Source organism: Achromobacter sp. 18P8.1.1 (assembly GCF_057799415.1).
In genome coordinates this window covers 13,382-33,984 of record NZ_JBYOKH010000045.1, presented here as the reverse complement: position 1 = coordinate 33,984, position 20,603 = coordinate 13,382, and the positions used below count along the sequence as shown (strand labels likewise).

At 67.0% G+C, this 20,603-nt stretch carries 18 protein-coding genes; 8 read left to right on the top strand and 10 right to left on the bottom strand.

Annotation, left to right across the window (positions count from 1 at the left end; translation table 11 throughout):
• Positions 1-18 precede the first annotated feature (18 nt).
• Positions 19-1,875, bottom strand: a complete 1,857-nt coding sequence (locus AC27VE_RS23590) for a phosphoenolpyruvate carboxykinase (GTP) (protein WP_488705132.1) — start codon at positions 1,873-1,875, stop codon at positions 19-21.
• Between the two features lie 141 nt (positions 1,876-2,016).
• The gene (locus AC27VE_RS23585; RefSeq protein ID WP_488705131.1) at positions 2,017-3,639 is read right to left on the bottom strand and encodes an acyl-CoA synthetase; all 1,623 of its coding nucleotides are present in this window, start codon (positions 3,637-3,639) and stop codon (positions 2,017-2,019) included.
• A 101-nt stretch (positions 3,640-3,740) separates the two neighbouring features.
• Between AC27VE_RS23585 and AC27VE_RS23580 the strand changes: the two genes are divergently transcribed.
• Complete coding sequence (locus AC27VE_RS23580) at positions 3,741-4,484, top strand: TetR/AcrR family transcriptional regulator (RefSeq protein ID WP_088590460.1); 744 nt, start codon at positions 3,741-3,743, stop codon at positions 4,482-4,484.
• On the opposite strand, the gene AC27VE_RS23575 is transcribed toward AC27VE_RS23580, so the two are convergent.
• Positions 4,430-5,359, bottom strand: a complete 930-nt coding sequence (locus AC27VE_RS23575) for an SDR family oxidoreductase (RefSeq protein WP_488705130.1) — start codon at positions 5,357-5,359, stop codon at positions 4,430-4,432. The genes AC27VE_RS23580 and AC27VE_RS23575 overlap by 55 nt on opposite strands.
• 137 nt (positions 5,360-5,496) lie before the next feature.
• Here AC27VE_RS23575 and AC27VE_RS23570 point away from each other — a divergent pair, with 137 nt between their 5' ends.
• The 4 genes from AC27VE_RS23570 (at position 5,497) to AC27VE_RS23555 (ending at position 9,024) form a co-directional block, all read left to right on the top strand.
• The gene (locus AC27VE_RS23570; RefSeq protein WP_488705129.1) at positions 5,497-6,291 is read left to right on the top strand and encodes an enoyl-CoA hydratase/isomerase family protein; all 795 of its coding nucleotides are present in this window, start codon (positions 5,497-5,499) and stop codon (positions 6,289-6,291) included.
• Positions 6,292-6,348: 57 nt separating this feature from the next.
• Positions 6,349-7,641 carry an N-carbamyl-l-glutamate amidohydrolase ErtE gene (gene ertE / locus AC27VE_RS23565; RefSeq protein WP_488705128.1) on the top strand — a complete coding sequence of 431 codons (1,293 nt, stop codon included), beginning with the start codon at positions 6,349-6,351 and terminating at the stop codon, positions 7,639-7,641.
• Between the two features lie 115 nt (positions 7,642-7,756).
• The gene (locus AC27VE_RS23560; protein ID WP_006226863.1) at positions 7,757-8,092 is read left to right on the top strand and encodes a thioredoxin family protein; all 336 of its coding nucleotides are present in this window, start codon (positions 7,757-7,759) and stop codon (positions 8,090-8,092) included.
• Positions 8,093-8,148: 56 nt separating this feature from the next.
• The gene (locus AC27VE_RS23555; protein WP_488705144.1) at positions 8,149-9,024 is read left to right on the top strand and encodes a DMT family transporter; all 876 of its coding nucleotides are present in this window, start codon (positions 8,149-8,151) and stop codon (positions 9,022-9,024) included.
• Positions 9,025-9,034: 10 nt separating this feature from the next.
• Here the strand turns inward: AC27VE_RS23555 and AC27VE_RS23550 are convergent, their stop codons facing one another.
• Both AC27VE_RS23550 and AC27VE_RS23545 read right to left on the bottom strand, forming a co-directional pair.
• Entirely contained in the window at positions 9,035-9,919 is an 885-nt protein-coding gene (locus AC27VE_RS23550) for a DMT family transporter (protein ID WP_315140816.1), read from the bottom strand.
• The gene (locus tag AC27VE_RS23545; RefSeq protein WP_488705127.1) at positions 9,910-10,638 is read right to left on the bottom strand and encodes a GNAT family N-acetyltransferase; all 729 of its coding nucleotides are present in this window, start codon (positions 10,636-10,638) and stop codon (positions 9,910-9,912) included. Before AC27VE_RS23545 ends, AC27VE_RS23550 begins: the two co-directional genes overlap by 10 nt.
• 122 nt (positions 10,639-10,760) lie before the next feature.
• Here AC27VE_RS23545 and pdxR point away from each other — a divergent pair, with 122 nt between their 5' ends.
• Positions 10,761-12,251, top strand: a complete 1,491-nt coding sequence (pdxR, locus tag AC27VE_RS23540) for a MocR-like pyridoxine biosynthesis transcription factor PdxR (protein ID WP_424625827.1) — start codon at positions 10,761-10,763, stop codon at positions 12,249-12,251.
• Positions 12,252-12,269: 18 nt separating this feature from the next.
• Here pdxR and AC27VE_RS23535 read toward each other — a convergent pair whose 3' ends face one another.
• Positions 12,270-12,566, bottom strand: a complete 297-nt coding sequence (locus AC27VE_RS23535; RefSeq protein WP_006226868.1) for a hypothetical protein — start codon at positions 12,564-12,566, stop codon at positions 12,270-12,272.
• Complete coding sequence (locus tag AC27VE_RS23530; protein WP_006226869.1) at positions 12,566-13,198, bottom strand: LysE family translocator; 633 nt, start codon at positions 13,196-13,198, stop codon at positions 12,566-12,568. Before AC27VE_RS23530 ends, AC27VE_RS23535 begins: the two co-directional genes overlap by 1 nt.
• A gap of 273 nt (positions 13,199-13,471) precedes the next feature.
• Between AC27VE_RS23530 and AC27VE_RS23525 the strand changes: the two genes are divergently transcribed.
• Complete coding sequence (locus tag AC27VE_RS23525) at positions 13,472-14,296, top strand: DUF72 domain-containing protein (protein WP_488705126.1); 825 nt, start codon at positions 13,472-13,474, stop codon at positions 14,294-14,296.
• An 18-nt stretch (positions 14,297-14,314) separates the two neighbouring features.
• On the opposite strand, the gene gorA is transcribed toward AC27VE_RS23525, so the two are convergent.
• Positions 14,315-15,673 (bottom strand): glutathione-disulfide reductase, encoded by a 1,359-nt coding sequence (gene gorA / locus AC27VE_RS23520; protein WP_488705125.1) that lies wholly within the window; start codon positions 15,671-15,673, stop codon positions 14,315-14,317.
• Between the two features lie 163 nt (positions 15,674-15,836).
• Here gorA and AC27VE_RS23515 point away from each other — a divergent pair, with 163 nt between their 5' ends.
• Complete coding sequence (locus AC27VE_RS23515; RefSeq protein WP_488705124.1) at positions 15,837-16,460, top strand: LysE family translocator; 624 nt, start codon at positions 15,837-15,839, stop codon at positions 16,458-16,460.
• A 22-nt stretch (positions 16,461-16,482) separates the two neighbouring features.
• Here AC27VE_RS23515 and aceE read toward each other — a convergent pair whose 3' ends face one another.
• Both aceE and nirK read right to left on the bottom strand, forming a co-directional pair.
• Positions 16,483-19,146 (bottom strand): pyruvate dehydrogenase (acetyl-transferring), homodimeric type, encoded by a 2,664-nt coding sequence (gene aceE / locus AC27VE_RS23510; RefSeq protein WP_488705123.1) that lies wholly within the window; start codon positions 19,144-19,146, stop codon positions 16,483-16,485.
• A gap of 184 nt (positions 19,147-19,330) precedes the next feature.
• Positions 19,331-20,413: a copper-containing nitrite reductase gene (gene nirK, locus AC27VE_RS23505; RefSeq protein ID WP_488705122.1), complete on the bottom strand. Its 1,083-nt coding sequence runs from the start codon at positions 20,411-20,413 to the stop codon at positions 19,331-19,333.
• Positions 20,414-20,603: the final 190 nt, after the last annotated feature.

Genomic DNA, 20,603 nt, shown 5'->3' with positions numbered 1-20,603 from the left:
TTCAGACGCAGTCAGCGATCAGGCTGCCAGGCGCCCTTCGATCTTGGCCTTGGTGGCCGGCAGGTCTTCAGGCAGGCCCTGGGCCAGTTGGCCGAAGAGCTCGTGGTGCAGCGCCAGTTCCTCGCGCCAGGCGGCAGCGTCCACCGACATGACCTGGTCGAACTTGTCCGGCGTGAATTCCAGACCCGTCCAATCGATGTCCTGATAGCTGGGCGATACGCCAAACACCTGGTCCACGCCCTTGGACTGGCCGTCGATGCGGCCCAGCATCCAGCGCAGCACGCGCATGTTCTCGCCGAAACCCGGCCAGACGAACTTGCCGTCCGGGCCCTTGCGGAACCAGTTGACGCAATAGATGCGCGGCAACGTGGCGCCGGTGGCTTCCAGTTGCTTGCCCAGCTTCAGCCAGTGGTTGAAGTAGTCGCTCATGTTGTAGCCGCAGAACGGCAGCATGGCGAACGGGTCGCGGCGCACCACGCCCTGCTGCCCGACGGCGGCGGCGGTGGTCTCCGAACCCATGGTCGCGGCCATGTAGACGCCTTCGACCCAGTTGCGCGCCTCGGTCACCAGCGGCACCGTGGTGGAGCGGCGGCCGCCGAAGATGAAGGCGTCGATGACCACGCCTTCGGGGTTTTCCCATTCCGGATCGATGGACGGGCACTGCGCGGCCGGCGCGGTGAAGCGCGCGTTCGGGTGCGCGGCCTTGCGGCCGGTTTCGCGCGCGATGGCGGGCGTCCAGTCCTGGCCTTGCCAGTCGATCAGGTGCGCGGGCGGCGTGTCGGTCATGCCTTCCCACCAGACGTCGCCGTCATCGGTCAGCGCCACGTTGGTGAAGATGACATTGGCCTTGAGGGTCGCCATGGCGTTGAAGTTGGTCTGCTCGCTGGTGCCCGGGGCCACGCCGAAATAGCCGGCTTCCGGGTTGATGGCGTGCAGGCGGCCGTCGGCGCCCGGCTTGATCCAGGCGATGTCGTCGCCAATCGTGGTGACCTTCCAGCCGTCCATGCCTTGCGGCGGGATCAGCATGGCGAAGTTGGTCTTGCCGCAGGCGGACGGGAACGCGGCGGCCACGTGGTATTTGCGGCCCTTGGGCGAGGTCACGCCCAGGATCAGCATGTGTTCGGCCAGCCAGCCCTGGTCGCGCCCCATGGTGGAGGCGATGCGCAGCGCAAAGCACTTCTTGCCCAGCAGCGCATTGCCGCCATAGCCCGAGCCGTAGCTCCAGATCTCGCGGCTCTTGGGGAAATGCACGATGTACTTGGTGGGGTTGCAGGGCCAGGCCACGTCGGCTTCGCCGGCGGCCAGGGGCTTGCCCACGGAATGCACGCAAGGCACGAAGTCGCCGTCGGTGCCCAGCACGTCATAGACCTGCTTGCCCATGCGCGTCATGATGCGCATGTTCACGGCCACGTAGGGGCTGTCGGACAGTTCCACGCCGATGTGGGCAATGTCCGAACCCAGGGGGCCCATCGAGAACGGCACGACGTACAGTGTACGGCCGCGCATGGCGCCATCGAACAGGCCGTTGAGCGTGTCGCGCATCTGGGCCGGGTCGGCCCAGTTGTTGGTCGGGCCGGCGTCTTCGGGCCGGTCCGAACAGATGAAGGTGCGGTCTTCCACACGCGCGACGTCGGACGGATCCGAGCACGCCAGGAAGGAATTGGGCCGCTTGGCGGGATTCAGCCTGCGCATCGTGCCGGACTGGACCATCTGTTCGCACAGGCGGTCATATTCCTCTTGCGAGCCGTCGCACCAGACGACACGATCGGGTTTGGCCAACGCGACAAAACTGGCCACCCAGTCAATCAGGCCGCGATGCTTGACGTGGGCCGGCACGTTCAACGCCGCAAGGCCCCCATCCAATGGCTTATTCATTGGGGCTATCTCCATACTTAGACAAATGGTGATACGGCCCCAATTGCGTGGGGCCGTATGTAATTTGCGCCATCATACTTGCAGCGCGGGGCAACCCGTCAACCCATCCTCATGGACGAGTTTGTCACGGGTTGAGACGGCTCAGGAATAGCGGCCGTCACGCAACTCCCTGCGAATGATCTTGCCGGTGGCGGTGGTCGGCAAACTGGTTACAAAGCGGATCGCGCGCGGGTATTCATGCGCGGCCAAGCGGGTGCGGACATGCGCCTGCAGGGCCTTGACCAGCGCCTCGTCGCCGTCGAAGCCGTCGTTCAGCACCACATAGGCCATCACGATTTCCGTGCGCTGCTCGTCCGGCACGCCCACCACCGCCGCCATCCGCACGGCCGGATGGCCGATCAGGCAGTCCTCGATGGGTGCCGGGCCGATGCGGTAGCCGGCGCTGGTGATGACGTCGTCATTGCGCCCCACGAAGCGGATGAAGCCTTGCTCGTCGCGCACGCCCAGGTCGCCCGTCAGCAGGTAGTCACCCACGAATTTCTCGGCGGTGGCCTCGGGGTTGTTCCAGTAGCCCAGGAACATGACCGGGTCCGGCCGCGATACGCCGATGTTGCCCTCTTGTCCATCGGCCACTTCCACGCCCTGGTCATCCACAATAGCCACCCGGTGCCCGGGCGCCGCACGGCCGATCGAGCCGATTTGCGGGTCGAACAGCGACGAGCACGACGACACCAGCATGTTGCATTCGGTCTGGCCATAGAACTCGTTGATGGTGACGCCCAGCACGCGGCGGCCCCAGTCGATGAGCTCGGCCCCCAGCGATTCGCCGCCGCTGGCCACCGAGCGCAGGGCCAACGGGCCGGCCGCTTCGGGATAGGCTGCGCCGCGCATCATTTTCAGCGCGGTAGGCGGCAGGAAGGTGTGCGTGACGCCGTGGCGCGCCATCAGTTCCAGGGCGGAGGTGCCGTCGAACTTCTCGAAACGACGCGCCAGCACGGGCACGCCGTGGTGCCAAGACGGCAGCAGCACATCCAGCAGGCCGCCGATCCAGGCCCAGTCGGCCGGCGTCCACATCAGCTTGGCGTTTTCGGGGAAGAACTCGTGCGACATCTCCACGCCGGGCAGATGCCCCAGCAGGACGCGATGCGCATGCAGCGCGCCCTTGGGCTTGCCCGTGGTGCCCGACGTATAGATGATGACGGCGGGGTCGTTTGCCGCGGTGCGCACCGGCGTGTAGTCGTCGGACTCGGCGGCCAGCGCCGGATGGAACGGCACCGCGCCGCCCTCGCCTTCGCCATCGATGCAATAGATGACCTTCAGGTCCGGCAGGCTGGCGCGGATTTCGAGCAGCTTGCGGCAGCCCTCGGCGTCGGTCACCAGCGCCGCAGCGCCGCTGTTGGCCAGCCGGTACTGGATGGCGTCCACGCCGAACAGCGTGAACAGCGGCACCGCCACCGCGCCCATCTTGTAGACGGCGATGTGCGTCACCGCGGTCTCGGGCGCCTGCGGCAAATACACCGCCACGCGGTCGCCGCGCCGCACCCCGTGGCGCTCCAGGCTATGCGCCAGGCGGTTGGACTGCGCCTTGATGTCGTCGAAGGTATAGCGCGTTTGCGCGCCGTCGGTCTTTTCGTAGATCAGCGCCACGCGTCCGCTGCCGTCGGCCCATTTGTCGCAGGCGTCGACGCCGATATTGAAGTCCGCCGGCACCTGCCATTGGAATTGGGACACAAGCTGCTTGTAGGATTCGGCTCGGGACAGCATGGTTTAGTCTCTGATGTTGTTATGGGTCATCCAGGGCTTGCTCAACTTGCTTGACCCTGGCTCAATAATAAGCCCCGCCTACCCGCCCTTTTGCCGTCCGCATGGAAAAAACCCCTGTCGTCCCGACCCGCCGCCCGGCGGCCAGCGCCAAGTCGGAACAGCGCATCCGCGACATCCTGAACATGGCCCGGCAAGTCTTCTCCGAGGCCGGCTTCCAGGCGGCCACGACGACCGAGATCGCCCAGCGGCTGGGCGTATCCGAAGCCACGATCTTCACCTACTTCGGCGGCAAGCGGGAATTGTGCGTGCGGGTGATCAGCGACTGGTACGACGAGATCATCGGCAAGGTCGAAGACAGCCTGCCCCACGTGCAGGGCGCGCGCGCGCAGCTGCACTATCTGGTGCATACGCACCTGCGGCACCTGCTGGCCGAAGGGCCGGGGCTGTGCGCCTTCATCCTGTCCGAAGGACGCGCCCGCAACGACGATTTCGGCGAGGTCTACGCCGGCCTGCAGCGCCGCTACACCGCGCCGCTGATGCGCATCCTGGCCCAAGGCCAGGCCGACGGCGACATCCGGCGGGACATGCCGTTGCGGCTGTTGCGGTCGGCGGTCTATGGCCCCATGGAGCACGTGCTGTGGGACGCCATCCTGCGCGGCGCGCGGGTAGATGTGTCCGCCACGGCCGACCAGCTGGTCGGCTTCCTGTGGCAGGCCTTGCAGCCGCCCCGCCAGGACGCGCTGGCATTGGCCCGGTTCCGCGGCGAAGTGCGCGACGCCCTGCATCGGCTTCAGGCTTCCGAGTCGTCAGCAGAGTCCGAAAACAAGGACGGCGGCACGTACTGAGGAAAGCCGTTATAGACCTCGCCGCGCTCGGCGGGCTGCAAGGACCAGGAGTGGCGCGCGTTGGGCACGCCGCCATCCACGCGGATAACGCTGCCATTGATGAAGGCGGCCGCCGGCGACAGCAGGAACACCACGGCCGCCGCCAGTTCCGCCTCGGTGCCGAAGCGTTGCAGCGGCACCTTGGTCTTCAGCTTGCGCAACACCGCGCGGTACTTGTCGTCGTAGCTGTCCATGCCGCTCGACGCGATCCAGCCCGGCGCCACCGCATTCACACGAACCCCGGCGTGCGCCCATTCGCAAGCGGCGGTTTCGGTCAGGTTCCACACGCCGGCCCGCGCCGCGCCCGAATGGCCCATGCCCGGCATGCCGCCCCAGATGTCGGCCAGCATGTTGACGATGGCCCCGCCGTGCTGGCGCATGTGCTGCGTATAGACCTCGCGCGCCATCAGGAAGGTGCCGTGCAGGTTGTTCTGGACCACCGCGTTCCAGCCGTTGAAGCTGATGCGGTCCAACGGCGCAGGAAACTGCCCGCCCGCGCAATTGAACAGGCCGTCGATGGCGCCATGCCGGTCCAGCACGTCCGTGACCACGCTGCGCACGCCGGCCTCGTCGCGGATATCGCACGCGTGCAGGCTGATGCGCCCGGCGGCTTGGGGGTAGATGCGGGCAATCTCTTCGCCCGCCGCCTCAAGCTTGTCCAGCTTGCGACCGACCAGAGCCAGGCTCGCCCCCAGCGCCGCCAGTTCGTGCGCGGTGCAGCGCCCCAGGCCGCTGCCGCCGCCCGTCACCAGGATGGTCTTGCCGTCGTACAGCCAGGGCCGGAATACCGACGCATAACGCTGATCGGCGGCCTGGCCGCCTGATTGTGGATTCATGTCTCGCTCCGTTATTTTTTTGAGGATAACTCAATACTTGACCGGAATGCATCGCGGATTACCCAAAATAGCCCTAGAATCATCGAGCACCAGCACCTAGCTTATTGAGCCATATTCAATACAACGGGAGACCCGGCATGACTCTGCACGCCCCCCTGGACGTCGCCCACGACGTCGCCATCGTCCGCCTGACGCTGAACCGCCCCGACATGCGCAACGCTTTCGACGAGACCCTGATCGCCGCGCTGACCAGCGCCGTCAGGCAGGCGGCGCAGGATCCCCGTGTGCGCGTGCTGCTCTTGACCGGCGCCGGCAAGGCGTTCTGCGCGGGCGGCGACCTGAACTGGATGCGCAAAATGGCCACGCATACCGACGCCGACAATCGCGCCGACGCCACCCGGCTGGCCGATATGTTGCACACCATCTGGTCGTGCCCCAAACCCGTCGTTGCCTGCGTGAACGGCGATGCCTACGCCGGCGGCATGGGCCTGCTGTCGGCCTGCGACATCGCCATCGCCGCCGATTCCGCACACTTCTGCCTGTCTGAAACCCGCCTGGGGCTGCTGCCCGCCACCATCAGCCCCTATGTGATCCGGGCCATGGGCGAACGGGCGGCCAACCGCTATTTCCTGACCGCCGAACGTTTTGACGCCGCCACCGCGCTGCGCCTGGGGCTGCTGCACGACGTGGTGCCCGCCGAGGCGCTGCATGACGCGGCCGACGCAATCTGCCGCACGCTATGCGCCAACGGCCCCGATGCCGTCCAGGCCAGCAAGCGTCTGGTGCGGGACTTCGCGGGCCAGCCGATCGACACGGCGCTGATCGCCGACACCGTGGAACGGATCGCGGCCTGCCGCAGCACCGACGAAGCCCGCGAAGGCGTGGCCGCTTTCCTGGAGAAGCGCGAACCGTCGTGGCGGCTGGCATCCTGAAGGGGCGGCGCACTAGATCGCCATGACATAATCTACGGCGCATCTTCAGGAATCTTCATGCCGCACGCAACACCCCCTGCATCGCCTTCCCCCCAATTCCCCCCGCTCAATGCCGACCGACTCTGGTCGCGCGTTGAAGCCTTGTCCCGCTTCACCCTGCCCGACGTCCCATGGACGCGCCGCGCCTTTTCGCCCTTGTTCGACGAGGCCCGCGTCTGGCTGCGCAGCGAGTTCGAAGCCGCCGGCCTGGCCACCCGCCTGGACGCGGGCGGCAACCTGATCGGCACCCGCGCCGGGCGCGACCCCGCGCGCAAGCCGATTGCCACCGGCTCGCATTGCGACACCGTCATGGCCGGCGGCCGCTTCGACGGCATCATCGGCGTCCTGGCCGGCATCGAAGTCGCCCACACGATGCAGGAACACGGCATCGAACTGGCGCATCCGTTCGAAGTCATCGACTTCCTGTCCGAAGAACCCAGCGACTACGGCATCTCGTGCGTGGGTAGCCGCGCGCTCTCCGGCCAGTTGACCGCCGACATGCTGGCCGCCCGCAACCCCGACGGCGAGACGCTGGCCCAAGGCATCGCCCGCGTCGGCGGCGACCCGGCGGCGCTTCATGCCCCCTTGCGCGGCGCGGGCGACACCGCGGCGTTTGTCGAACTGCATATCGAACAGGGCCCCGTCCTGGAAAGCCGCGGCCTGCCGATCGGCGTGGTCACCAACATCGTGGGCATCCGCCGCGTGCTGATCGTGGTGGAAGGCCAGCCCGATCATGCTGGCACCACCCCCATGGACATCCGCCGCGACGCGCTTGTCGGCGCGGCCCGCATCATCGATGCCGCCAGCCGCCAGGCCAGCGCCGCCAGCGGCAATCCGCATTACGTGGTGGCCACGGTGGGCCGCTTGTCGATGACGCCGAACGCTGCCAACGCCGTGCCCGGCCGGGTGGAGCTGACGCTGGAAATGCGCAGCGACAGCAACGCCGTGCTGGACGCGTTCCCGGAAACGTTGATGGCCGGCGTGGCCGACGACCTGAAGGCGCTGCGCCTGACTGCAGGCTTCACGCAACTGAGCCGCGCGCAGCCCACGGACTGTTCGCCGCTGGTGATGGACGCGGTCAAGGCCGCGGCCGACCAGCTGGGTTACGCGTCGATGCGCCTGCCCAGCGGCGCGGGCCATGACGCCGTGTACATGGCGCCCACGGGCCCCATCGGCATGGTCTTCATCCCGTGCCTGAATGGCCGCAGCCACTGCCCGGAAGAATGGATCGAACCCGCGCAGTTGCTGGACGGCACCCGGGTCCTGTACCAGTCGGTGCTGGAGCTGGACCGGGTGCTGCGCGGCGCTTGAATCGGCACACCCATTCGGCGCCCGCGGGTATCCCTGGCCCGCGGGCGGCGCGCTGCCATAATGGACGCCTTGCGCCGGGTTCGTCTGGCGCCCACGACTCGTCCCCCCGCCGCCCATGGAACAGATAGAACTCAATGACAGCACCGCCGACCGCTTCCTGCTGGATGCGCCCGGCCTGACGCTGCTGGTCTTTCACAGCCGCACCTGCGGCACCTGCCGCATCGCGCGCGAACAGCTGCCGGCGCTGGAATTGCCCGTGGAACGCGTGTGCTGGGTGGATGCGGGCGACAACCGCGGACTGGTCGAACGCTACGAGGTCTTTCATCTGCCCGCCATGTTCGTCACGCGCGACGGCGCCTTCTTCGGCCCGGTGCAATCGACCCTGGCCGAATGGGACTTGCGCCAACAGATCGGCCTGGCGCTGGACAGCTACCCCGCCGAACTGCCGTGAGCGCGCCCGCCGCCAAGCCGCAACGCTTGCCGCTGGACGCGCTGGCAACCAGCGGCATGCTGGCCCTGTGCGTGTGCTGGGGTTTCCAGCAGATCGCCATCAAGCTGGTGGCCGGCGATATCGCCCCCATCATGCAGATCGGCCTGCGCTCGACGTTCGCGGCGCTGGTGCTGGCGGTGGTGGTGTGGCGGGCCGAGGGCTTGCGCGCATTCCGCGACGGCACCGCCCTGCCCGGCCTGATCGTCGGCTTGCTGTTCGCGGGAGAATTCCTGTTCGTGGCGCAGGGCCTGCTCTACACCACGGCCTCGCACATGTCGGTGTTCCTGTACACCGCCCCCATCTTCGCCGCGCTGGGCCTGCATTGGCTGTTACCTGAAGAACGCATGCGCCCGCTCCAGTGGCTGGGCGTGGCGATCGCGTTCGGCGGCATCGGGGTGGCGTTTTTGGGCAAGCCAGCGCAGGCGGGATCCTCGAACATGCTGCTGGGCGATGCCATGGGCCTGGCCGCGGGCTTGCTCTGGGGCGCCACCACGGTCGCCATCCGCAAGACCTCGCTATCGGAAGCCGCGCCTTCCAAGACGCTGTTCTATCAGATGGCGGTGGCCGCCATCGGGCTGCTGGCCTATGCCGCCGCCACCGGTCAAGACACCATCCGCTACACGCAGGCCGCCGTGCTGAGCGTGGCCTTCCAGTCGGTGGTGGTGGCGCTGTCCAGCTACCTTGCCTGGTTCTGGCTGCTGCGCCGCTACCTGGCGTCGCGGCTGTCGATCCTGTCTTTCATGACACCGCTGTTCGGCGTGAGCTTCGGCGTGCTGATCCTGAACGAGCCGCTGGACGCCGGCTTTGCCATTGGCGCGGTGCTGGTGCTGGCGGGCATCACCCTGGTGAGCGGTGCGGAAGTGATCAGGAACCTGTTGCGCAAGCGGGTGTGAGCCGCCGGCGTCACCCCCGCGCCTTGCCCAAGTTCAGTACGATCAGGGCCGCCCCGGCCAGCACGAAGGCGAAGCCCAGCCAGTCTGCCGCGCCCGGCCGGTCGCCCACCAGCGCCATCGCGCCCAGCACCCCGACCACGGGCACCATCAGTGTCGTCAATGCCGCGACGGTGGCGCTGACCTTTTCGCTCAGCACGAACCACAGCCAATACGCCACCGCCGTGCCCAGGATGATGTGAAACGCCAGCGCGCCGGCCACCCGCACATTCCAGCCCTGCGTGGGAAACGACTCGCCCGCGATCAGCATGCCCGTCAAGGCGCAAGCCGCGCCCACCACCAGTTGCCAGGCCGTCACCACGATACGGTTGCCCGCCACGGGCCACCGCTTCAGATAGACCGTGCCGGCGGCCCAACCGAAAGCGGCGATCAGCGGAAAGGCCAGGCCTTTGGTCGCGGCGATGTCGTGGTCGACGAAGACGGCATGCAACACCGGCCAGGCCAGGATCGCCACGCCCAGCGCGCCTAGCGCCAGCGCCACGGCCCGGCGCCGGTCGGGGCGTTCACCCAGCACGGCCCAGGCCAGCACGGCCGACATCATGGGCATGGTGAAGGTCAACACCGCAGCGCGCGAGGTGCTGGTGCTGAGCTGCGCCCACGCCACCGCCAGGTTGAACACCGCCACGGCCAACAAGCCGCCCACGATGATGCCGGGCCACGACGCACGCGGAGGCAACAGGGCCACGCGCTTGGCCAGCGCCAGCAGCAACAGCAGCACCGCACCGCTGCCCAGGCCCATGACACGCAGCGTGAACGGCGGGAAGATCGACAGAATGATCTTCACCGCCGGCCAGTTCAGCCCCCAGAACAGCGCAAGCGCTATCGGGATCAGGCGCACGCGGCCTTTTCCTGGGCGGTCAGTTCGGCCAGGCCCTTGCGCTGGTTGCCTTCGGCGTCGAAATTCTCGGGGTCCAGCCAGCGCTCGTAGCCAGCGCGCAGCGCCGGCCACTCGCTGTCGATGATCGAGAACCATGCCGTATCACGGCTGCGGCCCTTGTAGACCGTCGCCTGGCGGAAGATGCCCTCGAATTGGAATCCCAGCCGGGCGGCGGCCTGGCGCGACGGCGCGTTCAGGCTGTCGCACTTCCATTCATAGCGGCGATATCCCAGTTCGTCGAAAGCGCGGCGCATCAGCAGGAACTGCGCCTCGGTCGCGATGCGGGTGCGCTTGAGCTGGCGCGAGAACGACACGAAGCCCACTTCGATCACGCCGTTGGGCGGGTCGATCCGCATCAGCGCCAGCGTGCCGATGGCGCGGCCCGTTTCCAGATCGATGATGGCGTGATGCAAAGGGTCGCTGCCTGCCTGCGCGGCCTCGGCGAACGTCCGGTAGGCGGCCTCGTCAGCAAAAGGGCCGACGCCCATGTAGGTCCAGTCGCTATCGTCCGGCGCCTGGCTGAAGGCCTGATAAAGGTCCGCCGCGTGGCGCTCGGCGGACAGGGGTTCCAACCGGCAGTAACGGCCAACGGCCGGAGTCAGGGGCGGACGCGCGCGCGGGGTCCAGCCGGGAACATCAGGGCCAATGGGTTGTTGGAATGCGTTGACGCGGGGTTGCATGCTACGGGCCTCATCCTGGTTAGCGCGCGTCGCCGGCGGTGGCGGACGCAACACGCATGACCTCACGATATCGGAATCGTGGCATCATAAAAAGCACCACGATCCTTGAATTTAATAGGGCCATGACTCCCCTGCCATCCTTGGGCGACCCTGCGGACGCCGCCCTGCTGTCCAGCCCGCTGGCGCGCGGCCCCGGGGCGCTGCCTCGCCAGCGCCAGCTGATCCAGCGGCTCAAGCAGGCCATCCTGGCCGGCCAATTGCCCGCCGGCGGCAAACTGCCATCGTCGCGCGCGCTGTCCGAGGACCTGGATATTTCGCGCAACACGGTCCTGATCGCCTACGAGCAGCTTACTGCCGAAGGCTATGTCATCGCCGACCGGCAAGGCACGCGCGTGGCGCCGCTGTCGGCCGCCGCCAGCAACGCCGCCCGGCAGGCCGCGCCGCCGCCCGCCGAATCCTCCTTCACCGCCAAGCGCCTGTCGCGCATCGTATCCTCGCGCTACCTGCACGACGGTTCCCTGCCGATGACGCCCGGCACCCCTGCGTTGACGCAGTTCCCGGTCAATGCGTGGCGCCGCGCGCAGGACCGCGCGCTGCAGGCCGCCCCGGCCACCACGCTGGGGTATGGGCATCCGGTGGGCGAACCCGCGCTGCGCGAAGCCATCGCCCAGTACCTGCGCGTATCGCGCGGCGTGCGCTGCGAGGCCTCGCGCATCGTCATCACCGAAGGCGCGCAGGGCGCGCTGGCGCTGTGCGTGCAACTGCTGACCAACCCCGGCGACACCGCATGGCTGGAAGACCCCGGCTACCGAGGCGCCAAGTCCGCCTTTCATGCGGGCGACCTGGACGTCGTGGCGATGCGCGTGGACGCCGACGGCATGGTGATTCCCGAAGACGCGTGGCAGACGCGCCCGCCGCGGCTGATCCAGACCACGCCGTCGCACCAATACCCCACCGGCGCCGTGCTGTCGGTGGCGCGCCGGCTGGACCTGCTGGAACGTGCGCGCCGCGCGGGTGCGTGGATCATCGAAGACGACTACGACAGCGAATTCCGCCATCAGGGCGAGCCCATCGCCGCCATGCAGGGCCTGCTGCCCGACGCGCCCGTGCTGTATGTGGGCACGTTCAGCAAGACCATGTTCCCTGCCCTGCGCCTGGGTTTCCTGGTGCTGCCCGAAACCATCGCCACGCAAGCCATGCCGTCCGTCATCGAAATGCTGCGCGGCGGCCACCGCCTGGAACAACTGACCATGGCGGCCTTCATCGACAACGGCCAGTTCTCGCGCCACCTTGGCCGTATGCGGCGGCTGTACCGCGAGCGCCAGGCGGCGCTGCGCGACGCGCTTGCCGCGCACCTTGAGATCGATCATGAAGTGCTGGGCGGCCACAGCGGCCTGCACCTGACCGTGCGGCTGCCGCCGGCGTTTTCCGATGTGGCGATCGTGGAGCAGGCGCGCAAGCTGGGGATGAACCCCGGCGCGCTGTCCTCATTCGCGATCACGCCCCGCCCGGAAGACAATGGGCTGGTGATCGGATATGGGAACACGGGGGCCGAGCGGTTCCCGGCGCTGGTCGGCCGGCTGCGGGATATCGCGTTGAAAGCCCGGCGCTGACGGCCAGGCCGCCCGCGGCTAATCCACCAGCCCGCCCAGCACCAGCACCGCCAGCACCAGCCAGAAGAGAAATCCGATGATGGAGCGGCGCAGCAAGGCCTTGACCGCCGCCCACAGGAACATCAGGCCCAGCACCAGCAGGACGAAGTTGAAGATCGACGGGCTCATGCCCATCGCGCCGGCCAGTCCGGAATAGAAGTCGCCCAAGGCGCCGCCCAGCCCGCCCAGCAGCCACTTGATGCCCGCAACGATGCCGCGCAGCGCTTCGCCGAGCATGCCGCCCAGCGACGCGAAAAAGCCGCTATCGTGTTCCATCAGCGGCGCGTATCCATGATCATGCGCACGGCCAGGCCCGCCAGTACCGTTCCCATCAGCCAGCGTTGCACGACCATCCACAGCGGACGGCCCGCCAGGAAGCCGGCGATCGACCCGGCCATGATGGCGATGACGGCATTGACCGACAGGCTGACCGCCACCTGCGTCATACCCAGCGCCAGCGACTGCGTGAACACGCTGCCGTGGTCGGGCTGGATGAATTGCGGCAGCAGCGACACGTACATCACCGCGATCTTGGGATTCAGCAGATTGGTCACCAGGCCCATGGTGAACAGCGTACGCGGGCTGCTCTTGGGCAGTTCGCGCACCTGGAACGGCGAACGGCCGCCCGGCCGGATCGCCTGCCACGCCATGTACAGCAGGTACAGCGCGCCGCCGATGCGCAGCGCGTCATAGGCCAGCGGCACCGTCAGCAGCAAGGCGGTGATGCCGAAGGCGGCGCACAGCACATAGAAGATGAACCCGACCGCCACGCCGCCCAGTGAGATCAGACCCGCTTGGGGGCCTTGGGAAATGGAGCGGGACACCAGGTAGATCATGTTGGGCCCGGGCGTAAGCACCATGCCCAGCGCAACCAGGGCGAACGTCAGCAGATGAGTCAGGTCAGGCATGATGAGCCGGCGGGCGCCGGGCGAAGTCGGATTGAAGGCCTACACGTTATCGCAAAACTGTACCGGAACAGGAGTTTTTTGTCGTAGGCAAACACGCAAGGTGTTTGCTGGCATGAAGGCAAACTCCAGAAGTTCGCAAAGGGTCGGATTGCCGTATCGCGAATACGACAGCCGCGCCAGTGTTACTTCCTGTTCCGGGCCCGCACGCTTTACGCCGGCATGGGCGCGGCGATACAGTGGTCAGGTTCGTCCGATTGCATGGAGCACCTGGACATGCCGCAGCGTCACCCGTCCGTGGTGGGCAGTTCCCCCCGTATCCGCGTTGGCATAGGAGGCTGGACCTACGCGCCCTGGCGCGGCCCGTTCTACCCCGAGGGCCTGCCCCACGCGCGGGAACTGGAGTACGCCAGCCGCCAGTTGACCGCCATCGAAATCAACGGCACCTATTACAGCACCCAGAAGCCGGCAACCTTCGCCAAATGGCGCGACGAGACGCCGGAGGGGTTCGTGTTTTCGCTCAAGGCGTCGCGCTACGCGACCAACCGCCGCGAATTGGCCGGCGCCAAGGATTCGATCCAGCGCTTCGTGAACAGCGGCATTGCCGAACTGGGACCCAAGCTGGGCCCGGTGGTCTGGCAGTTCGCCCCCACCAAGACCTTCAACGCCGAGGACTTCGGCGCCTTCCTGGAATTGTTGCCGGACAAAGTCGACGGCCTGAAGCTGCGCCACGTGCTTGACGTGCGGCACGCCAGCTTCGCGTGCGACGAATACCTGGAATTGGCCCGCCGCCACCGCGCCGCCACCGTCTACACCGATAGCGAAGACTTCCCGGCCATCGCCGACCGCACGGCCGATTTCGTCTATGCGCGCCTGATGCGCGCCAGCCCCACCTTCAAGGCGGGTTATGCGCCCAAGGTGCTGGATGCCTGGGCCGAGCGCCTGCGCACCTGGGCGCGCGGGGCCGACCCGGCGGACCTGCGCCGCATCGGGCCTGCCCCCTCGGGCGCCGCCCGGCCGCAGGACGTCTACGCGTTCTTCATCAATGGCGCGAAAGAACGCGCGCCCGCGGCGGCGCGCGCCATGATCGAACGCCTGTAGCGCTCCGCCGGTACCGCCTTATTGCGCGACCGGGGTGCGCAGCGTGACGAACTCTTCGGCCGCCGTGGGGTGGATGCCGATGGTGTCGTCGAACACCTGCTTGGTCGCGCCCGCCTTCAGCGCCACGGCGATGCCCTGCACGATTTCGCCCGCGTCGGGGCCCACCATGTGCACACCCAGCACGCGGTCGGTCTTGGCGTCCACGATCAGCTTCATCAGCGTTTTTTCCTGCGACTCGGTCAGCGTCAGCTTCATGGGCCGGAAACGGCTTTCGAAGAGCTTGACCTCGTAGCCGGCCTCGCGCGCCTCTTCCGTCGTCATGCCCACCGTGCCAATGTTCGGCAGGCTGAACACGGCGGTCGGGATCAGCTTGTAATCCACCTTGCGGTATTCCTCGGGGCGGAACAGGCGGCGGGCCACGGCCATGCCTTCGGCCAGGGCCACCGGCGTCAGCGGCACGCGGCCGATGACGTCGCCAATCGCCAGGATGGAGGGCTCGGCGGTACGGTATTCGTCATCCACCTCGATGAAGCCGTCTTTCTTCAGCTTGACGCCGGTATTTTCCAGGCCCAGGTTATCCAGCATCGGACGACGGCCCGTGGCGTAGAACACGCAATCGGTTTCGATGACGGAACCGTCCTTCAGCGTGGCCGCCAGCGTGCCGTCGGCCTGCTTGTCGATGCGTGTGACTTCGGTGTTGAAGCGCAGGTCGATACCTTTTTTCACCAGCTCGTCGCGCAAGTGTTCGCGCACGCCCTGGTCAAAGCCGCGCAGGAACAGCGGGCCGCGGTAAGCCTGGGTGGTCTGTGCGCCCATGCCGTTGAAAATCGAGGCGAACTCCACGGCGATGTAACCGCCGCCCACGACCAGCACGCGATGCGGCAGCGCCTTCAGAAAGAAGGCCTCGTTCGAGGTGATGGCGTGTTCCTTGCCCGGGATGTCCGGCACCTGCGGCCAGCCACCGGTGGCCACCAGGATGTTGGCGGCGCTGTGACGCTGGCCATTGATCTCGACCGTATGCGGGTCGACGATGCGGGCGTGGCCTTCCAGCAGCGTCACGCCGCTATTGACCAGCAAATTGCGGTAAATGCCGTTAAGGCGCTCGATCTCGCGGTTCTTGTTGGCGATCAGGGTGGGCCAGTCGAACGACGGCTTGCCGGCGGTCCAGCCAAAACCGTGCGCCTGCTCGAAGTCCTCGCTGTAGTGGGCGCCGTAGACCAGCAGCTTCTTGGGCACGCAGCCCACGTTGACGCAGGTGCCACCCAGGTAGCGGCTTTCCGCCACCGCCACGCGCGCGCCGAAGCCCGCCGCGAAACGGGCGGCGCGCACGCCGCCGGAGCCCGCGCCGATCACAAACAGATCAAAATCGAATGCCATGGTGTTTCCTTCGCGAGAAGCCTTGCGGCCACGCGTTCACTGTCCGGGAAAACCGTATTTAACACCACCCGGCGCCAGGGCATTCCCAAAGCGCGGCGATTGGCCTACAGTCACCGGCACGGCTGCCCGGCAGCCCCCCTACCCCCATCGGAGCGCGAGTCCCATGTCGCTTGAAACCTGGTTGGCCTTTCTGGGGGCATCCGCCCTGCTCGTCATGTTGCCCGGCCCGACGATCCTGACCGTCATCAGCTATTCCATGACGTACGGCAAACGCGCGCGCCTGCCGCTGGTGCTGGCCGTAGCGCTGGGCGACTCCACCGCCCTCGTGCTGTCGCTGCTGGGCTTGGGTGCCCTGCTGAAGGCCTCTGCCTTCTGGTTCACGGTGGTCAAGACCGCCGGCGGGCTGTATTTGCTGTATCTGGGCTTCAAGCTGCTGCGCGCGGGCGTAGCTCCGGCCTCGCTGCCTGTGGCCACCGCCGCGGCCTCGCGCTGGAAGCTGTTCGCCAACACGTACCTGGTGACGGCGTTGAACCCCAAGGGCATGATTTTCTTCGTCGCCTTCCTGCCGCAGTTCATCGACCCGGCGGGCGATGTGACGCGCCAATTGTGGATGCTGTCGGCCACGTTCGTCGCCTGCGCCGGCATCAACGCCGCCGCCTATGCGGTGTTCGCGGGTTCTGCCAGCCGGCTGCTGGCGTCGCCCCGGGCGCAGCGCGGCTTCAACCTGGGCGGCGGCGCCATGATGTCCGCAGCCGGCGTCTGGGCCATGCTGGCGCGCCGGGTCTAGCCCCGACGCGCCTCCTGCTCCCCTACGGCAAGGCGGCGGAAACCGCTTCCGCATCGATGCCGTAGCGGGCGATGGCGTCGGCCGCCTTAGCCCGGTCAATCAGACCGTCGTCCGCCAATGCCTTCAAGGCCGCCAGCGCGATGTGATGGCGGTCCACCCCAAAGAAGGAACGCAGCGCCTGCCGCGTATCCGACCGGCCGAACCCGTCCGTGCCCAAGGTCACATAGCGGCGGCCCGCCATGAACGGCCGGATCTGCTCGGGCACCGTCTTCATGTAGTCGGTGGCCGCCACGACCGGCCCGATGCTTCCGGCCAGCGCGGTTTCGGCGTAGCCGCGGCGCGCGTCCTCCAGCGGATGCAGGCGGTTCCAGCGTTCGGCCTCGTGGCCGTCGCGCCCCAGTTCCGAATAGCTGGTCACGCTCCAGACGTCGGCCGCCACGCCGAAGTCCTGTTGCAGCAGATCTGCGGCGGCCAGGGTCTCGCGCAAGATCGCGCCGCTGCCCAGCAATTGCACCCGCAGCGCGCCCGGCGCCGCCTCGCGCAAGCGGTACATGCCCTGCAGGATGCCGGCCTCGGCGCCCGCCGGCATGGCCGGATGCGCGGTCTTCTCGTTGATCAGCGTCAGGTAGTAGAAGACGTCTTCCTGATCCTGGTACATGCGGCGCATCCCGTCCTGCACGATTACCGCGATCTCATAGGCGTAGGCAGGATCGTAGGCACGGCACGACGGAATGACCGAGGCCAGCACGTGGCTGTGGCCGTCATCGTGCTGCAAGCCTTCGCCTTCCAGCGTGGTCCGCCCCGACGTCGCGCCCAGCAGGAAGCCGCGTGCGCGGATGTCGCCCGCCGCCCAGGCCAGGTCGCCCACGCGCTGGAAGCCGAACATCGAATAGAAGATGTAGAACGGAATGGTGGCAACACCATGCGTGCTATGGGCGGTGGCCGCGGCGATCCACGACGACATGGCGCCCGACTCGTTGATGCCTTCCTGCAGGATCTGGCCCTTGCGGTCTTCGCGGTAGACGCTGAGCTGGTCCGCATCCTGCGGCGTGTACAACTGCCCCACGTGCGAGTAGATGCCTACCTGCCGGAACATGCCGTCCATGCCGAACGTGCGCGATTCGTCCGGCACGATCGGCACCACGCGCGGGCCGATCTCCGGGTCTTTCAGCAATTGCGCCAGCACGCGCACGAACGCCATCGTGGTGGAAAACTCGCGCCCGTCACTGCCCTTCAGGTGCGAGGCGAACGCGTCCAGCGCCGGCGTGGCCAGCGGGCCGGGCCCAGCGGGACGGCGAGGCAGATGGCCGCCCGCCCGCGCGATGGCGGCGTCGAAGTAGGCCTGTTCCGCGCTGCCCGGCGCGGGCTTGATGTAGGGAATCTGCTCCAGCTGATCGTCCGGCACCGGAATGGCAAAGCGGTCGCGGAACGCGCGCACGGCCGGGTCGGCCATCTTTTTCTGTTGGTGGTTGGTGTTCGCGGCTTCGCCGGCCGCGCCCATGCCGTAGCCCTTGACGGTCTTGGCCAGGATGACGGTGGGCTGGCCGCGATGCGCCAGGGCCGCCGCATAGGCGGCATAGACCTTGGCCGGGTCATGCCCGCCGCGGTTCAACGCGCCGATCTCGTCATCCGACAGATGGGCCACGCGTTCCAGCAGCACCGGGTCCGCGCCGAAAAAGTGTTCGCGCACATAGGCGCCGCCACGTGCCTTGAACACCTGATACTCGCCATCCACGCACTGCATCATGCGGCGGCGCAGGCGGCCGTCGTGGTCCTGGGCCAAGAGCGCGTCCCAGCCGGCGCCCCAGATCACCTTGATCACATTCCAGCCAGCGCCGCGGTACACGCTTTCCAGTTCCTGGATGATCTTGGCGTTGCCGCGCACCGGGCCGTCCAGCCGCTGCAGGTTGCAATTGACCACGAAGATCAGGTTGTCCAGCTTTTCGCGCCCGGCCATCGCCACGGCGGCCAGCGTTTCGGGCTGGTCCTGCTCGCCGTCGCCCAGGAATCCCCAGACCTTGCGGCCTTGCACGGGTATCAGTTCACGGTCCTCCAGATAGCGCATATAGCGCGCCTGGTAGGCGGCCATCAGTGGCCCCAGGCCCATCGACACCGTCGGGAACTGCCAGAACCCGGGCATCGTGCGCGGGTGCGGATAAGACGCCAGGCCGCCCCCGCCGATCTCGCGGCGGAAGCGGTCAAGCTCGGCTTCCGAGATGCGGCCTTCCAGATAGGCGCGCGCGTAGATGCCGGGGGCCGAATGGCCCTGGATGTACAGCATGTCACCCAGGAATTCCGGGGTGGCCGCCCGGAAGAAATGGCGAAAGCCGGTTTCGTACAGCGTCGTGGCCGACGCATAGGTCGCGATGTGGCCGCCCACGCCTGAGGTCTTGCCCGCGCGCAGCACCATAGCCATGGCATTCCAGCGCAGGTAGGCGTCCAGGCGCAGTTCGACCCCCAGGTCGCCGGGAAACCCGCCCTGCGCGGCCGCAGCGATGGAATTCACGTAAGGCGTGACGCCCGGCGCCGCGTAGCGGCCGTTGGCCGCGCGGTCCTGGTTGATCAGTTGATCCAGCAAATAGTGCGTGCGCGGCAGGCCTTCGTGGGCCAGCACGGCCTGCATGGCTTCCAGCCATTCCTGGGTTTCCTGCGGGTCGGCGTCGATCGGGTCGATCGGGGTGTCCATGGGCGTCCTCCTTTGGGTGCGTGGGCGGCGCCTGGATCGGGATAGCGGGCGCCGTCATTTCACATCGTGAATTGCAATTGCATAATGTGCAATTGCAATCGTAGGGAGGTTTTTTAACAATTGCAAGTGCAACTATTCACGCACAGCTGGGCGCCATGGCGGCGCCCTTGCCCGTCGAAGCCACTCAGCGCGGAATCGGCGCCGGCGCCTTGATCTGCTGCATCAGGTCGTTATTCCACTTGCCTTCGACCTTGATGTGCCCGGCCGCGCCCAGTTCAAAGGCTTCGATCAGGTTGTGGTTCAGGTAGGCGTACACGCCCGGCTGCTTGAAGGTGTAGAGCGCGGCCCCCGCCGAGCCGCCCCGGATGAACCAGGTTTCCAGGTTTTTCTGGGGCGGGTTGCCGAATTTGCCGGTTTCCCAGACCCAGTCGCCATGCCCCCCGATCAGATGGGGCCGCGTGTCGCGGTTGGCCTGCGAATGGATCAGCATCACGGTCTCGCCCACCTTGGCCGTCAAGGCGTTGTCGCCCATCAACGCGCCGACCTTGCCATTGAAAACGATGTGCGACGGGGTCAGCGTGCGCATGACTTCCAGCGTGTCCGCGTAGCTGTCGGCCAGCGTCGCGTAGTCCTTGTATTTGCCGTTTTCGTCCTTGGGGATGTAGAGGTCGAACTCGCCTATGGTGTAGACGCGGTCGTAGTGCAGCGGCTTGCCGTCGGGGTCTTTCAGGCCGTCGCGCGGCAGCACCATCAAGGTGCCGCTCATGCCCGACACCACGTGCCAGGGCACCATGCCCGTCGGCGCACAGTGATAGACAAAGGTGCCGCTGCGGTCCGCCTTGAAGCGCAGCGTGGCCTGTTCGCCCGGGTTCACATTGGTCAGTTGGGCGCCGCCCAGCGCTCCCGTGGCGGCATGGAAGTCCACGTTATGCGGCATCGCGTTGGTGGCGGGATTCACCAGCGTCACCTCCACGTAATCGCCCTCATGCACGACCATCGTCGGGCCCGGCAACGACCCGTTGAACGTCATGGCCTGCAACGTGGTGCCCTTGCCGTCGATGACCATTTTCTTTTCTTCGATGGTCATGACGAATTCGATCACCTTGGGCCCGGACCGCGCCACCTGCTCGTGCGGATGGACAAGCGGCGGGGCAACCAGCGCGACCTTGGCGCGCGGCAACTGGTCGGCGTTCTGGGCATCGGCCAGGCCAGCCGCCAGCGTGAAAAACAAGGCCGTGGCGATCACGGTGGGACGCAAGGCATTCATATGCAACTCCTCTTTCCGATTCTTCAACGCCGAGTCTGTCGGCAACTCCATTGAAGGCGTCGCGCACGCATCCTTCTTTGCTGTAGCGCAAACTCGCGGCCAGGCAATGCCCGCGTGCGCATTGCCGTCACACGGCCGCGGTGTCACCATCAAGGCGTGGAAATCTGCTCCGCCCTTTCAAACGGACCAT

Bases quoted from the DNA above. Each gene is read 5' to 3' on its own strand.
- AC27VE_RS23590 (WP_488705132.1), bottom strand. From the start codon at position 1,875: ATGAATAAGCCATTGGATGGGGGCCTTGCGGCGTTGAACGTGCCGGCC.
- AC27VE_RS23585 (WP_488705131.1), bottom strand. From the start codon at position 3,639: ATGCTGTCCCGAGCCGAATCCTACAAGCAGCTTGTGTCCCAATTCCAA.
- AC27VE_RS23580 (WP_088590460.1), top strand. From the start codon at position 3,741: ATGGAAAAAACCCCTGTCGTCCCGACCCGCCGCCCGGCGGCCAGCGCC.
- AC27VE_RS23575 (WP_488705130.1), bottom strand. From the start codon at position 5,359: ATGAATCCACAATCAGGCGGCCAGGCCGCCGATCAGCGTTATGCGTCG.
- AC27VE_RS23570 (WP_488705129.1), top strand. From the start codon at position 5,497: ATGACTCTGCACGCCCCCCTGGACGTCGCCCACGACGTCGCCATCGTC.
- ertE (WP_488705128.1), top strand. From the start codon at position 6,349: ATGCCGCACGCAACACCCCCTGCATCGCCTTCCCCCCAATTCCCCCCG.
- AC27VE_RS23560 (WP_006226863.1), top strand. From the start codon at position 7,757: ATGGAACAGATAGAACTCAATGACAGCACCGCCGACCGCTTCCTGCTG.
- AC27VE_RS23555 (WP_488705144.1), top strand. From the start codon at position 8,149: ATGCTGGCCCTGTGCGTGTGCTGGGGTTTCCAGCAGATCGCCATCAAG.
- AC27VE_RS23545 (WP_488705127.1), bottom strand. From the start codon at position 10,638: ATGCAACCCCGCGTCAACGCATTCCAACAACCCATTGGCCCTGATGTT.
- pdxR (WP_424625827.1), top strand. From the start codon at position 10,761: ATGACTCCCCTGCCATCCTTGGGCGACCCTGCGGACGCCGCCCTGCTG.
- AC27VE_RS23535 (WP_006226868.1), bottom strand. From the start codon at position 12,566: ATGGAACACGATAGCGGCTTTTTCGCGTCGCTGGGCGGCATGCTCGGC.
- AC27VE_RS23530 (WP_006226869.1), bottom strand. From the start codon at position 13,198: ATGCCTGACCTGACTCATCTGCTGACGTTCGCCCTGGTTGCGCTGGGC.
- AC27VE_RS23525 (WP_488705126.1), top strand. From the start codon at position 13,472: ATGCCGCAGCGTCACCCGTCCGTGGTGGGCAGTTCCCCCCGTATCCGC.
- gorA (WP_488705125.1), bottom strand. From the start codon at position 15,673: ATGGCATTCGATTTTGATCTGTTTGTGATCGGCGCGGGCTCCGGCGGC.
- AC27VE_RS23515 (WP_488705124.1), top strand. From the start codon at position 15,837: ATGTCGCTTGAAACCTGGTTGGCCTTTCTGGGGGCATCCGCCCTGCTC.
- aceE (WP_488705123.1), bottom strand. From the start codon at position 19,146: ATGGACACCCCGATCGACCCGATCGACGCCGACCCGCAGGAAACCCAG.
- nirK (WP_488705122.1), bottom strand. From the start codon at position 20,413: ATGAATGCCTTGCGTCCCACCGTGATCGCCACGGCCTTGTTTTTCACG.